This window comes from Mycobacterium palustre (assembly GCF_002101785.1).
GTDB lineage: Bacteria > Actinomycetota > Actinomycetes > Mycobacteriales > Mycobacteriaceae > Mycobacterium > Mycobacterium palustre.
Genome location: NZ_LQPJ01000151.1, coordinates 1 through 12,947 on the forward strand (window position 1 = coordinate 1; position 12,947 = coordinate 12,947).

Below are 12,947 nucleotides of genomic sequence, written 5' to 3' on the forward strand. Positions count from 1 at the left end.
GGGATCGGCCAGGCGGGGGTGAACGGCGGTAACGGCGGCAACGGCGGCAACGGGGGGGCCGGCGGTTTCCTGCTCGGTGACGGCGCGGCCGGCGGCGCCGGCGGGGCAAGTTCGTTCGGCAACGGCGGTAACGGCGGCGCCGGCGGCGGCGCCGGCTACGCACACCTCGGCGGGCCCACCGACTTCATGGCCAGACCCGGGAATGGGGGCAATGGCGGCGCCAGCACCAGCGCGAGCGGCACCGGCGGCGCCGGCGGCACCGGCGGGTCCGGCATCTTCCTCGCCGGCAACGGCGGCGACGGGGGCGACGGCTTCAACGGCGGTAACGGCGGCACCGGCGGATCGGTCTTCAACAACGACCTGGGCGGCTTCTTCGCCGTCAATGGCGGCACCGGCGGCGCCGGCGGGGACGGCCTCGGCGGCCACGGCGGCAACGGCGGCAACGGCGGCAACGCGTTCCTGGGCGGCTACAACTTCCTGCATCCCTTCTACGTCGAGGCCCAAGAAAGCGACAACGCGGTCAACGACCTCTTCGCCGCCATCCTCACGAACTACCTGAACGGGGGCGTCGTCACCGGTGGTGCCGGCGGTGCGGGCGGTGCCGGTGTGCCTGGTGGTGCCGGCGGTGCCGGCGGCCTGGCCATCAATTTGATGGGCGGCATCGCGATAAATGGAGCCCCGGGTGCACCGGGATTGTGAGCGATCTGCGTTTCGATCGCGTCGGGTCATGACGGCTACGCGGCGGCCTAACGGCGGCGCGGCGGCCATCGGAGGTCGACGATGGCCCTGATCGCCGCGCCAGGCGCGCTGGCCGCGGCGGCGGCGGATCTGGCGGGTTTGGGCTCGTCGATCGAAGCGGCTCACGCGGCGGCTGCGGCGGCGACGACGTCGGTGGTCGCCGCGGCGGGCGACGAGGTGTCGGCGGCGATCGCAAAGGTGTTTTCTGATGTCGGGGCGCAGTTTCAGGCGTTGAGCGCGCGGGCCGCGGCGTTTCACAGCGACTTCGTCCAGTTGTTGGCCGGTGCGGGCGGTTCGTACGCGAGCGCGGAGGCGGCGAACGTCTCGCCGCTGAATGCCGTCGCGGCCGCGATCAGCGCTCGGGCGGCCGCGGCGGATCCGATCATCGGCAACAACCTGATGGACGTGGGCATCCGGATCAACGAGATCGGCGGCGTGCTTCAACAGGGTGACCTGATCGAGCTGACCGGCGGCATGATTGGCAACGGCGCCAACGGCACGGCCGCGCACCCCAACGGCTACAACGGCGGATGGCTGTTCGGCAACGGCGGAAACGGGGTCAACGGCGGCAACGGAGGAAACGCCGGTTTCTTCGGCAACGGCGGAGCCGGGGCCCCCGGCGCCCCCGGACAGGCCGGCGGGAACGGTGGGGACGCGATTTTCATCGGCAACGGCGGGCCCGGTGGCGCCGGCGGGGCCAACGGCCTTCTCGGCGGCGGTGCCGGCGGTAACGGCGGTAACGGCGGGTTCCTGTTCGGCAACGGCGGCGCCGGTGGCGCCGGCGGCGCCGCGAGCCTGGGCAACGGCGGGGCCGGCGGCAACGGCGGCAGCATCGGCCTATTCGGCACGCCGGGCAACGGCGGCGCGGGCGGATCCAGCGCGGCCGGCATCGGCGGCGCCGGCGGGAACGGCGGCAACGGCGACTACAGCGGCGGTCATGGCGGGACCGGTGGGGACGGCTTCCTCGGCGGCGGGGCCGGCGGCAACGGCGGGAGCGCGTTCGCCGACGGCTTCGGCTTCTCTATCACCGGCGGGGACGGCGGCAACGGCGGTAACGGCACCGGCCCGGTCGCGTCCGGCGGCGCCGGCGGCAACGGTGGTGACGCGGTGATGGGAAACTATCCCTTCGGCACGCTGGGCAGCGCCACCGGCGGCGACGGCGGCACGGGCGGGATCGGCGGCACGAATGGCGGCGCCGGCAACGGGGGCCCCGGCGGCAACGGCGGCGCGGCCTTCGACTACGCCGGGGGAACGGCCACCGGCGGCCACGGCGGGGCCGGCGGCGCCTCGGCCAACGGCGGGCTGCTCGGGACGTTCGGGGTCGGCGGCAACGGCGGTACCGGCGGCAACGCCTACGCGATCTCGGGGGCGACCGCCATCGGCGGGACCGGCGGGGCCGGCGGCCAAGGCCCGAACGGCAACGGCTCCGCGGGCGCCGACGGCACCCCCGAGACGGTGTAGCGACCCGGCACCGACGGAAGCGCGTAGAGCTCGGCTGGCCGGATCACCTCGGCGACGGTCGCCGTTCGCGCGCCTCGTAGGCTGAGCGTCGATGAGGGCACCGATCGAGACTTCCCCGTTGGCCTGGCTGGAGGCGGTGGAACGGCAGCGCCGCGAGGCCGGGCTGCGCCGCTCCCTGCGGCCGCGTCCGGCGGTCGGCACCGAGCTCGACCTGGCGTCCAACGACTACCTGGGCCTCTCGCAGCACCCCGACGTGATCGAGGGTGGGGTTGCGGCGCTGCGCATGTGGGGGGCCGGCGCCACCGGGTCGCGCCTGGTCACCGGCGACACCGAGCTGCACCAGGAATTCGAGTCGGAGCTGGCCGGATACGTCGGCGCCGCCTCGGGCCTGCTGTTCTCCTCGGGATACGCCGCCAACCTCGGCGCCGTCGTCGGCTTGTCCGGGCGCGGCTCGCTGCTGGTGTCCGACGCGTACGCGCACGCCTCGCTGGTGGACGCCTGCCGGCTGTCGCGGGCCCGGGTGGTGGTGACGCCACACCGCGACGTCGCCGCGGTGGACGCGGCCCTGGCGTCGCGCGACGAGGAACGCGCCCTCGTCATCACGGAGTCGGTCTTCAGCACCGACGGTGCGCTGGCGCCGCTGCGCGAACTGCACGACGTGTGCCGCCGGCGCGGCGCGCTGCTGATCGTCGACGAGGCGCACGGCCTGGGCGTGCGGGGTGGCGGGCGCGGGCTGCTGCACGAGGCGGGGCTGGCGGGGGCCCCCGACGTCGTGATGACCACGACGCTGTCCAAGGCCCTGGGCAGCCAGGGCGGCGCGGTGCTCGGACCGGCGGCGGTGCGCGCGCACCTGATCGACGCGGCCCGGACGTTCATCTTCGACACCGGCCTGGCGCCGGCGGCGGTGGGCGCCGCGCGGGCCGCGCTCGAGGTGTTGCGCGCCGAGACGTGGCGGCCGGAGGCGGTGCTGCGGCACGCGCGGTTCCTCGCCGAGGTCTGCGATGTGGCGCGCGGCGACGATGCGGGCCGCGCAGCGGCGCGAGGCGGAGGCGGGCAATCGGGCTCCGACGCGCCGCAGTCCGCGGTGGTGTCGGTGATCCTGGGCGACCCGGGGGTGGCGGTGGCCGCCGCGACGGCCTGCCTGGACGCCGGGGTGAAGGTGGGCTGCTTCCGGCCCCCGACGGTGCCCGCCGGGACGTCGCGGCTGCGGCTCACCGCGCGGGCGTCCCTGGACGCCGCCGAACTCGAGACCGCGCGCCGGGTGCTGACGGACGTGCTCACCGCGGGTCGCCGTTGACCGTCCTCGTCGTCACCGGCACCGGCACCGGGGTCGGGAAGACGGTCGTCACCGCGGCGCTGGCCAGCCACGCCCGCCAGGCGGGCCTCGACGTGGCGGTGTGCAAACCCGTCCAGACCGGCACCGAGGCCGGCGACGACGACCTCGCCGAGGTGGCGCGGCTGTCGGGGGTCACCGAGCTATCCGGGCTGGCCCGCTACCCGCAGCCGCTGGCGCCGGCGGCCGCCGCCGAGCTCGCCGGGAGCCCGCTGCCCACCGGTGAGCAGGTGGTGCGGCTCGTCCGCGGCCTGGACCGCCCCGGCCGGCTGGCCCTGGTCGAGGGGGCCGGCGGGCTGCTGGTGGAACTCGCCGACGGCGGCGTCACGCTCCGCGACCTCGCCGTCGAGCTGCGCGCCGCCGCGCTGGTCGTCGTCGGCGCCGAGCTGGGCACCCTCAACCACACCGCCCTGACGCTGGAAGCGCTTGCGGCACAAGGTGTTCGGTCCGCCGGGCTGGTGATCGGCAGCTGGCCGACAAAGCCCGGGTTCGCGGAGTCCTCCAACCGGTCGGCGCTGGCCCGGCTGGCGCCGGTGCGGGCCGCGCTCCCGGCCGGGGCCGCGGCGCTGGACCGCGCCGCCTTCGCGGCCATGAGCGCCGCGGCGTTCGACCGCGACTGGGTCACCTCGGTGGTGCGCTGATGGTGCACTCGCTCGAGCTGGTCTTCGACGGCGATACCGAGGCGGCGATCCGCCGCATCTGGGAGGGGCTGGCCCGGGCCGGCATCCCCAGCCAGGCGCCGGCCAGCCGGCCGCACGTGACGCTGGCCGTCGCCGAGAACATCGCCCCCGACGTCGACGAGCTGCTGGGCCCGGTCGCCGCACGGTTGCCGCTGCACTGCGCGATCGGCGCGCCGGTGCTGTTCGGCCGCGCCAACGTCGTGTTCGCGCGCCTCATCGTGCCGACCAGCGGGCTGCTGGCCCTGCACGCCGAGGTGCACCGGCTGTGCGCGGCGCACCTGGCGCCGGCGCCGATGTCCAACAGCCTGCCCGGCCAGTGGACCGCGCACGTCACGCTGGCGCGCCGCGTCGGCGGCGCCCAGCTGGGGCGGGCGCTGCGCATCGCGGGCCGGCCGCCGCAGATGAACGGATGCTTCGCGGGCCTGCGCCGCTGGGACGGCAACCGGAAGGTCGAATACCTGCTGGGTTGATGGCGGCGACCGCTAGCCGCCGAACAGCAGATACAGCCCCGTGAACGTGTAGCCCACCATCACCAGCATCATCGTGAGCTGCCCGGTGAGCTGATGACCGGGCGGCAGCAGCCGCACGGCCCTGTCGTGGGCGGCGACGACCGCCACGATGTGGCCGGTGACCACGCAGGCCACCTTGATCGCGGACAGCACCGGCGGATGCATCGACAGCACATAGGCGACGTGCTGGTGCGCCAGCCCGAGCGGGTTCCAGCCGCGGCCGAACGGGTCGGCCAGCGCGAAAACCGCCTGCTGCCCGCGCTCCACCAGGTAGGTCAGGTAGTGGGCGAAGATGTAGCCCACCACGATCGGGATCAACGAATGCGCCATCTGCCCGGGCAGGGCGCGGCGCCGTTCGCGGTCCACGCCACCGGTGGCGCGCGCGGCCAGCGAAAAACTCACCCCCACAACCGAAATGAACACGATCAGCCCGACGGTGCGCAGCACCGACGACGACGTCGTCGGCGACAGGCCAAAGCCGTGGGTGAGCCGATCGGCGAACCCGCGCCACGTGGGCGAGGCCGAGAAGCTGTCGAAGGCGGTCGACCCGAGCAGCACCGCCAGCATCACGACGACGCCGGGCCGCACCGGCAGCGACGGCAGGTGGTCCAGCGGGTTGCCGATCACGACCCTGCCGGTGTCCGGGTTGCGGCGAAACGCGCACAACCGCGACACCGCCATGCTGTACACGCCGAACGGGTCGGCCCGGGCCAGCCACCGCGGCCCGCACAGCCACGCCCCGACCAGCATCACCGCGGCGTACGCCAGCAGCCACGCCTTGACCCCCGGCAGCGACGCCGAGTTCGGGCTGGCCAGCTCCATCCACACGAACGCGAACAGCCCCAGCGCCGCCGGGCGATAGCCCCACCGATCCGGATAGGACAGCCGCGGCCGCCCTAGGCGACCCGGCGCGATTCGTCGCGCCAGCAGGTACACCGAGCGCATCGGGGAGATCACCCGCCACACCGGCCCGAACGTCAGCGACAGCGCCACCAGCCCAACCCACAACAGCACGTAGAACGCGCCGAGCAGGCCGTTGGACTCCGTCTGCGGACCGAACAGGCCGGCCGCCACCACCCAGGCCGCGAACACCAGCGCCACCCCGGCGGCGACCCAGCGGGTCACCCGGGCGTCGACGAACGAGGTCACCCACCCCGGCAGCGGGTGGCCGGGCTTGGCCGGGTCGAACCGCGGCCGCCGCCACGCGAACGCCACCAGCGCGAACGTGAACGTCAACGCCCACGCGGCCCCGACCATCGCGTACATGTACGGCACCGGTAGGTCCCCCGAGCCGCCGAGGCCGTGCGCCAGCACCGCCGTCGCGCCGCGGGCGCTCACGGCTGGACGTGGATCGTCGCGATCGTGCGGTCCAGGTGGTGCAGCTCGACCTCGACGTTGCCGGGGACGTCGACGCTGAACTGGAAGGTTTGGTTGGGCGCGGCCGCGACCTGGAACTTGTGGTCGGGCGTGGAATGCACGTGCAGCTCGTCGGTGGCGTCGCTGGTGACCCGCAGGGTGATCGGCTGGCCCACCCTGGCCTGCAGCGTGGCATTGGTCGGACTCACCTGCCCCTTGGCGACGGTGACGTCGATCGTCGGGCCGGCGGCCGGGGCCTGGCCCTGCGGCTGGCCCTGCGGCTGGTTGTGCGAACCGCCGCACGCGATCGGGGCCCACAGGAGCGCCACGACCCACGCGGCGGCGAGGGCGCTACGAATCCTCATCCGCTACGCCGCCCTGGGAGCGCCCGGCAGTGGCTGCTTTTCCTCGACCGGCTCCGGCTCGCCCACGGCGTTGTTCAGGCGACCGGCACCCCAGGTCAGCGCCGAGATCACCATCAGCGTCAGGACGAGCACCACGATCCCGCCGGCGGTGAACAGCCAGGCCGGCGCGCTCTGGTCGCGTTCGCGCTGCAGGATGGTGACCTCCAGGACGAAGGGCCGGGTGCTGGACGCCAACGCGGGGGCCTCGGGCGCGGGGATGGCGTCGTCGGCCGGCTCGTAGATCGGCACCGCCGTCAACGTGTAGCCGTCCTGAACCCGCAGCAGCGTCTTCCACGATCCCCAGACCGGCACCGGCTGGGTGGACCGATAATGGCCCGGGCCGACCTTGTCGAGCCGGTCGATCGCCAGGCCGCGGTTGTTCTCCATCCGTCCCTGCCAGGACAGGATCGTCAGCCAGTCCGGGTCGTCGCTGACCATGCCCGCCGGGGCGAGCTGCACGTCCGCAGACACCATGCGCTGACCCGGGGGACCGGGCTGGTCCGTCAACGTGACCGCCGCGGAGTTGTGTTGCGGCACGACGATGTGCAGCCCGTTGGCCACCGCGCCGCCGATCACCACGACGGTCAGCGCCACGGCCGCGATGCCGAGCCGGCGCCCGGGCAGCCGCTGCCCGGTGAGCACCATGCCGAACATCGCGCCGCATACCCCGGTCAGCACCGCCACCGGGATCGACATCGCCAGCGCCTCGCCCCACATCCGCGTGGGCCAGGGGTAGTGGTAGACCGCGCCGATCCACAGCGACTCGAGCCACAGCCCGACGGTGGCGACGGCGAGCCCGGACACGGCGCCGAACGCGATCGGGCGCTTGATCAACGGGGTCAGCGCCACCAGCTCGACGACGAGCGCGGGACCGAGGTACAGCGGGAACCAGTTGATCGGGGCGCCCAGGATGGGCCCGACCAGCAGCGCGACGATGCCCCGCAGCGCGATCGCGAACACGGCCGCGACGATCGCGGCGCCGCGGCCCATGGTGATCCGGGCGGCGACGGCGGCAAGCGCGGCCGCCGCGGCGATCAGCATCGGCTGGAACACCAGCCGGAATTGCGGGACGCCGAAGTCGAATTCGATCTGGTAGACCGACAAGCCGATGAACAGCCCGCCGAAGGACAGGTAGCGCAGGAAGGTGATGAACGCGCCGTGGAACACCTCACCGGCCCCGGCATGCTGCGCCTCGCCCTCGCGCTCCAGCATCAGCACCGCGAACAGCGAAAAGCAGGCGCCCCCGATCATCATCAGATGCGTTGGGCCCCAAAGGGTTACGTCCTGCCCGAAGATCCGGTGCCAGATGTCGTCGAGGGGGAACCCGATCATCGCGTACATCCCGCAGCCGGCCATCAGCACGCCGCCGACCGGCGCGTGCCAGTTGCTCGTGATGCGCACCGCGGCCGGGCCCGGTTTGTCGAACGGCAGCACGATCGACAACATGCCCGCCAGGAAGATGCCGAACAGGCCGATGATGATGAAGTAGTGCGCCGGATTGGCCAGCGGGCCGGGATCGCGGCCATTGCCGATGTGCCAGCTGACGTCCCAGATGAATCCGAACAGCGCGCAGATGATGGAAGTGGTGAAGACCAGCACCGGCAGCGCCACCCAATTGGGGCGGTGGAATTTCTCGCCGAACTTGTCGGCGGCCCGGGTCAACCACTGGATCCGGTGCGTGCGGTGCGCGTGGCCGACCCACAGGATCACCGCGGCGATCACGACGGCGGCGATCGACAGCCCGATCACCTGATTGAGGCCGGCGCCGCGCGCCGACGGTTCGGCCAGATACACCATTTCGGTTGCACTCATCGTCATGCCCTCTCAACCGCGCCGGGCCGTCCCGGGACATTGGATCCGACGATCGCTCCTTACTTGGAGGTAAGGTCGCGACCGAGTTGATGATGCCCCGATTCGGCGCTCGTCAATCACGCTTTTCGTCGGCGGCGGCGCTGCGCCGCGCCTTGTCGGGGTCGCCGCCGTCGCGGCGGTCTTTGAGCGCGACGTAGAGGATCACCGCGACGACCACGACCGCGGGCAAGAAGGCGGGGATCGCCAGCAGCAGCATGTGGTGCGCCAGGTACTCGACGTGCGGTTGCGTCTCCCAAGCGGTCATTGTGCTGGCATACCCCGCTGGCGCCGTGTTGTGCGGCCGTTACCCTACTTTGAACACCGTTTCATTCAGGCTGCCACGGTCACGTGGCGGGCGCGGTCGCGTGCGGCCGCGGAACAGACATGCAGGGGAGCACCTGGTGACTCAAGCGGCAACTCGACCGGCGGCCGGCGCCGACCACGACGCGGACATCCTTCAGGTCGCCCGGCGGCAGGTGCTGGAAGGCGGCGAAGGGTTGGGCCGCGAGCAGGTGCTGCAGGTGCTGCAGCTGCCCGACGACCGCCTCGACGAGCTGCTGGCGCTGGCCCACGAGGTGCGGATGCGCTGGTGCGGCCCGGAGGTCGAGGTCGAGGGGATCATCAGCCTCAAGACCGGCGGCTGCCCGGAGGACTGCCACTTCTGCTCGCAGTCCGGCCTTTTCGCGTCGCCGGTGCGCAGCGCCCGGCTGGACATCCCGAGCCTGGTGGAGGCGGCCAAGCAGACCGCGAAGTCGGGCGCCACGGAATTTTGCATCGTGGCCGCGGTGCGCGGCCCCGACGAGCGGCTGATGGCGCAGGTGGCGGCCGGCATCGAGGCGATCCGCGACGAGGTGGAGATCAACATCGCCTGCTCGCTGGGGATGCTGACCGCCGAGCAGGTGGAGCAGCTGTCGGCGATGGGGGTGCACCGTTACAACCACAACCTGGAGACCGCCCGCTCGTACTTCCCCAACGTCGTCACCACGCACACCTGGGAGGAGCGCTGGCAGACGCTGTCGATGGTGCGTGACGCCGGCATGGAGGTGTGCTGCGGCGGCATCCTCGGCATGGGCGAGACGCTCGAGCAGCGCGCCGAATTCGCCGCCGACCTGGCCGAGCTGGGGCCCGACGAGGTGCCGCTGAACTTCCTCAACCCGCGGCCCGGCACCCCGTTCGGTGACCTGGAGGTGCTGCCGGCCAGCGAGGCGCTGAAGGCGGTGGCCGCATTCCGGCTGGCGCTGCCGCGCACCATGTTGCGCTTCGCCGGGGGCCGCGAGATCACCCTCGGAGACCTGGGCGCCAAGCAGGGCATCCTGGGCGGCATCAACGCCGTCATCGTCGGGAACTACCTGACCACGCTCGGGCGGCCGGCCGAGGCGGACCTGGAGCTGCTCGAGGACCTGCAGATGCCGCTCAAGGCGCTCAACGCCAGCTTGTAGAACACTGGGAATCGTGGCCGAAAAGGTGGGCGATCGGGGGGCCCCGGTGACCGCGGGCGTCTACAACGTCTACACCGGGGAATTGGGCGGCACCGCCGTCCCGACGGCGGCCCAGCTGGGCCTGGAGCCGCCCCGGTTCTGCGCGGAATGCGGCCGCCGGATGGTGGTCCAGGTGCGTCCCGACGGCTGGCGGGCCCGGTGCTCGCGGCACGGCGAGGTCGACTCGGTCGACGTGGAGGCGCAGCGATGACGTCAGAGGTGGCCGCTGCCCGCGGGAGCGGGGCCCGCGCCGTCGTCCTCGCGGCGCTGGGTGTGGCCCTGACCGGCGCGGCGCTCGGCGGGCTGTGGGCCTGGATCGCCCCGCCGATCCACGCGGTGGTGGCGATCACCCGCGCGGGCGAACGCGTCCACGACTACCTGGGCACCGAATCGTCGCACTTCTTCGACGCGCCGTGCCTGCTGCTGGGGCTGCTGACGGTGCTGGCGGTGGTGGCGGCGGTGCTGGTCTGGCAGTGGCGCGGGCGCCGCGGGCCGGCGATGGTGATCGCGCTGTCCGTCGGCATGGTGGTCGCGGCCGCGGCGGCGGCGGGCACCGGGGCGCTGCTGGTGTGGCTGGGCTACGGCGCGGTGAACTTCGACGCGGTGCCCCTGGTGGGAAAGCCGTCGGTGGCCTATGTCGTCCAGGCGCCGCCGGTGTTCTTCTCCCGCGGGCCGCTGCAGGTGGCGGTGACGCTGCTGTGGCCCGCCGGCATCGCGGCGCTGATGTACGCCGTGCTGGCGGCCGCCGACGCCCGCGACGACCTCGGGGTGATCCCGGGGGCCGACCGGCCGTCACCAGCGGCGCCGGTGGAGCCGGAGGCCCCGGAAGCCGCGGTGTCCTAGCCGTGGGCGCTCACAGGGGCCCTCACAAAGGGCGATGCGGGATCTTCCTGCCGGTGATCACCTTGGCGGCGATCTTGACCAGCCGCGCCATGCCGACGTAGGTCATCGGGTTGAACATCGTCGGCCACGTGGTCCTGATCAGGTGCTCGGTCAGCGGCCGGCGCGCGAACCGGTCGGTGAGCCAGCGCAGCGCCATCGGCGCCGACAGCGGGTGCAGGCAGATGTGCTCGTTGAACGAGTCGCGGTGGTAGGTGACGCTGGCGCCGCCGGCCGAATAGGCGTGCGCGAGCTGGTCGATGTCGTGCACGTCGATCAGGTAGTCGTGCACGGCCTGCACGATCAGCACCGGCGGGGTCGGCACCGCCGCGCCCAGCTTGATGCTGTCGAAGACGTGGGTGATCTCCGCCGTCGACAGGATGTCTTCGAGCGGCTCGTCCAGGTAGTCGCCCATGTTCTTGCCGGCCATCCGTAGGACCGCCTCCACGGTGGTCATCTTCGCCAGCGAGTCGAGCAGGGCGCGCCCCTCGTCGTTGGTGTGCTCCTTGATGATCCGGTCCAGGTCCGGGTAGATGCGGGCCAGCGCGGCGACGACCAGCGCGGGCAGCCCGGCCAAAAAGGTGCCGTTGAGCCGGCGAAACGTGTGGCCGAGGTCGCCGACGGGCGAGCCCAGCACCGCCCCGACGACGTCGAGTTCGGGCGCGTAGTCCGCGCACATCTCGGCGGCCCACGCGCTGGCCAGCCCGCCGCCGGAATAACCCCACAGCCCGGTCGGCGCCGACGGGTCCAAACCGAGCCGCTCGGAGCTCAGCGCGGCCCGGATCCCGTCCAGGACGCGGTAGCCGGGCTCGTACGGCGCGCCCCAGGAGCCGCGGAGGCCCTCGTGGTCGGGCACCGACACGACCCAGCCCTCGGCGGCCGCGGCGCTGATCAGCAAGTACTCGAACTGGCTCAGCGCCCCGAGCGCCTTGGCCCGGCGCCGCAGCGCATAGGACGGAAAACAGCGCGACGTCATCGCGTCGATCGCGCACTGGTAGGACAGCAGCGGGCAACTCTGGCCGGGGGCCATCCCGGCCGGGACGATCACCGTCGTCACCGTCGCCTCCGGCTCGCCGTCCATGTCCGACGTGCGGTAGAGCAGCTGAACCGCGGTCGTCGGCTGCGGGATCAGGCCCAAAAACGCCAGCTCGACCTCCCGCGAGCGCAAAACGGTGCCCGGCTCGGCATGCTGGTAGCCCGGTGGCGGCTGGTAGAACGGGTCGTCCGAGGGCAGCAGCGGGCGGACCTTGCGCTGCAGTTCCTCGTGCGGCGGCCGAGCGATCCACTGCGCGCCGCGCGTCCCCGCCAGATTGCCGAGCTCAACCATTCAGGTTCCCTTCTTGGCCATCCGGCATTGTCGCGTATGAACGGGCGGTGGCCAAAACGTGATCGCCGCATTGTGAGCCGGTTCTCGTCGGTCCGTGCAGCTCACCGGCGCGTGTGGTGCCAATCTACCGGCGTGTCCCCGGCGGCGTGTCCGCTTCTGCCCAGCCGGGCGCCATTCGAAGCGGGCTCACAGCGGGCCGGGCGGCCGGAACGCGGCGAATTCATCGGTGACCCGCAGCCGGGAGTCGGTGAAGTGATACAGCGCCGCGGGCCGGCCCCCGCTGCGGCCGGACTGCGCCATGGTGCCGGTCTGGGTGATGACGCCGCGGCGGGCCAGGACGCGCTGCAGGTTGGTCGCGTCGACCTGGTAACCCAGCGCGGCGCCGTAGATGTCCCGCAGCGTCGAGAGCGCGAATTCCTTTGGCGCCAAGGCGAACCCGATGTTGGTGTAGGACATCTTGGCCACCAGCCGGGCGCGCGCGTGCTCCACCATCGGGCCGTGGTCGAACGCCATCGGCGGCAGCGAGTTAACCGGATGCCAGCGGGTGTCGGGCGGCAGCTCGGGGGTGGCGGGGGAGGGCACCAGCCCCAAAAACGTCGACGCGATCACCCGGGCGCCCGGGACCCGGTGCGGGTCGGAGAACACCGCCAGCTGTTCCAGGTGGGCCAGCTCTCTCAGGTCGACCTTTTCGGCCAACTGGCGCCGAACCGACGTGGTCAAATCCTCGTCGCTGCGCAGCCGCCCGCCGGGCAGCGCCCACGCGCCGCGCTGCGGCTCGCGGGCGCGTTGCCATAACAGCGCGTTCAACTGCGGTTTTCCCTTCCGGGTGGCGGGCGTCACCTCGCGAACCTGAAACACGACGGCGAGCACTTCGTGTTCAGTGCTAGTATGGCCCATGTTTTCGATTCTAAGTCGAAAACCTTCGGGCGCG

Annotated in this window: 13 protein-coding genes and 1 pseudogene; 8 read left to right on the top strand and 6 right to left on the bottom strand. The window is 72.6% G+C overall.

Going from position 1 to position 12,947, the window contains the following annotated elements:
• From AWC19_RS29775 to AWC19_RS26850, 5 genes and pseudogenes are all read left to right on the top strand, one after another.
• Positions 1–699, top strand: a pseudogene (locus tag AWC19_RS29775) (hypothetical protein); the annotation flags it as partial.
• An 81-nt stretch (positions 700–780) separates the two neighbouring features.
• Positions 781–2,199 (top strand): PE family protein, encoded by a 1,419-nt coding sequence (locus AWC19_RS31330; protein WP_085081108.1) that lies wholly within the window; start codon positions 781–783, stop codon positions 2,197–2,199.
• A gap of 91 nt (positions 2,200–2,290) precedes the next feature.
• The gene (locus AWC19_RS26840) at positions 2,291–3,496 is read left to right on the top strand and encodes an 8-amino-7-oxononanoate synthase (RefSeq protein WP_085081109.1); all 1,206 of its coding nucleotides are present in this window, start codon (positions 2,291–2,293) and stop codon (positions 3,494–3,496) included.
• Positions 3,493–4,173, top strand: a complete 681-nt coding sequence (gene bioD, locus AWC19_RS26845) for a dethiobiotin synthase (RefSeq protein ID WP_085081110.1) — start codon at positions 3,493–3,495, stop codon at positions 4,171–4,173. Before AWC19_RS26840 ends, bioD begins: the two co-directional genes overlap by 4 nt.
• Positions 4,173–4,682 carry a 2'-5' RNA ligase family protein gene (locus AWC19_RS26850; protein WP_085081111.1) on the top strand — a complete coding sequence of 170 codons (510 nt, stop codon included), beginning with the start codon at positions 4,173–4,175 and terminating at the stop codon, positions 4,680–4,682. The genes bioD and AWC19_RS26850 overlap by 1 nt, the downstream gene beginning before the upstream one ends.
• A 12-nt stretch (positions 4,683–4,694) precedes the next feature.
• Here AWC19_RS26850 and AWC19_RS26855 read toward each other — a convergent pair whose 3' ends face one another.
• The 4 genes from AWC19_RS26855 to AWC19_RS26870 all read right to left on the bottom strand — a co-directional run bounded on the left by AWC19_RS26855 (position 4,695) and on the right by AWC19_RS26870 (position 8,597).
• Positions 4,695–5,987 carry a hypothetical protein gene (locus tag AWC19_RS26855; protein ID WP_276043476.1) on the bottom strand — a complete coding sequence of 431 codons (1,293 nt, stop codon included), beginning with the start codon at positions 5,985–5,987 and terminating at the stop codon, positions 4,695–4,697.
• Positions 5,988–6,055: 68 nt separating this feature from the next.
• Complete coding sequence (locus AWC19_RS26860) at positions 6,056–6,442, bottom strand: hypothetical protein (RefSeq protein ID WP_085081113.1); 387 nt, start codon at positions 6,440–6,442, stop codon at positions 6,056–6,058.
• A 3-nt stretch (positions 6,443–6,445) separates the two neighbouring features.
• Positions 6,446–8,299 (bottom strand): hypothetical protein, encoded by a 1,854-nt coding sequence (locus tag AWC19_RS26865; RefSeq protein WP_372508701.1) that lies wholly within the window; start codon positions 8,297–8,299, stop codon positions 6,446–6,448.
• Between the two features lie 106 nt (positions 8,300–8,405).
• Positions 8,406–8,597 (bottom strand): hypothetical protein, encoded by a 192-nt coding sequence (locus AWC19_RS26870; RefSeq protein WP_085081114.1) that lies wholly within the window; start codon positions 8,595–8,597, stop codon positions 8,406–8,408.
• A gap of 136 nt (positions 8,598–8,733) precedes the next feature.
• On the opposite strand from AWC19_RS26870, the gene bioB reads away from it, so the two are divergent.
• Genes bioB through AWC19_RS26885 form a run of 3 tightly spaced genes read left to right on the top strand, consistent with a single transcriptional unit; the run spans position 8,734 to position 10,653 of the window.
• Positions 8,734–9,771: a biotin synthase BioB gene (gene bioB / locus AWC19_RS26875; RefSeq protein WP_085081115.1), complete on the top strand. Its 1,038-nt coding sequence runs from the start codon at positions 8,734–8,736 to the stop codon at positions 9,769–9,771.
• Positions 9,772–9,781: 10 nt separating this feature from the next.
• The gene (gene bsaP / locus AWC19_RS26880; protein WP_142281441.1) at positions 9,782–10,021 is read left to right on the top strand and encodes a biotin synthase auxiliary protein BsaP; all 240 of its coding nucleotides are present in this window, start codon (positions 9,782–9,784) and stop codon (positions 10,019–10,021) included.
• On the top strand, positions 10,018–10,653 hold the full coding sequence (locus tag AWC19_RS26885) for a DUF2567 domain-containing protein (protein WP_211285009.1): 636 nt from the start codon (positions 10,018–10,020) through the stop codon (positions 10,651–10,653). The genes bsaP and AWC19_RS26885 overlap by 4 nt, the downstream gene beginning before the upstream one ends.
• Before the next feature lie 22 nt (positions 10,654–10,675).
• Here AWC19_RS26885 and AWC19_RS26890 read toward each other — a convergent pair whose 3' ends face one another.
• Together AWC19_RS26890 and AWC19_RS26895 are read right to left on the bottom strand one after the other, a co-directional pair.
• The gene (locus AWC19_RS26890; protein ID WP_085081117.1) at positions 10,676–12,016 is read right to left on the bottom strand and encodes a lipase family protein; all 1,341 of its coding nucleotides are present in this window, start codon (positions 12,014–12,016) and stop codon (positions 10,676–10,678) included.
• 186 nt (positions 12,017–12,202) lie between these two features.
• Positions 12,203–12,913 (bottom strand): NUDIX hydrolase, encoded by a 711-nt coding sequence (locus AWC19_RS26895; protein ID WP_085081118.1) that lies wholly within the window; start codon positions 12,911–12,913, stop codon positions 12,203–12,205.
• Positions 12,914–12,947: the final 34 nt, after the last annotated feature.

Coding starts and splice junctions, on each gene's coding strand:
- AWC19_RS26870 (WP_085081114.1), bottom strand. CDS start 8,597: ATGACCGCTTGGGAGACGCAACCGCACGTCGAGTACCTGGCGCACCAC.
- AWC19_RS26840 (WP_085081109.1), top strand. CDS start 2,291: ATGAGGGCACCGATCGAGACTTCCCCGTTGGCCTGGCTGGAGGCGGTG.
- AWC19_RS26860 (WP_085081113.1), bottom strand. CDS start 6,442: ATGAGGATTCGTAGCGCCCTCGCCGCCGCGTGGGTCGTGGCGCTCCTG.
- AWC19_RS26850 (WP_085081111.1), top strand. CDS start 4,173: ATGGTGCACTCGCTCGAGCTGGTCTTCGACGGCGATACCGAGGCGGCG.
- AWC19_RS26855 (WP_276043476.1), bottom strand. CDS start 5,987: ATGTACGCGATGGTCGGGGCCGCGTGGGCGTTGACGTTCACGTTCGCG.
- AWC19_RS26890 (WP_085081117.1), bottom strand. CDS start 12,016: ATGGTTGAGCTCGGCAATCTGGCGGGGACGCGCGGCGCGCAGTGGATC.
- AWC19_RS26885 (WP_211285009.1), top strand. CDS start 10,018: ATGACGTCAGAGGTGGCCGCTGCCCGCGGGAGCGGGGCCCGCGCCGTC.
- AWC19_RS26895 (WP_085081118.1), bottom strand. CDS start 12,913: ATGGGCCATACTAGCACTGAACACGAAGTGCTCGCCGTCGTGTTTCAG.
- AWC19_RS31330 (WP_085081108.1), top strand. CDS start 781: ATGGCCCTGATCGCCGCGCCAGGCGCGCTGGCCGCGGCGGCGGCGGAT.
- AWC19_RS26865 (WP_372508701.1), bottom strand. CDS start 8,299: ATGACGATGAGTGCAACCGAAATGGTGTATCTGGCCGAACCGTCGGCG.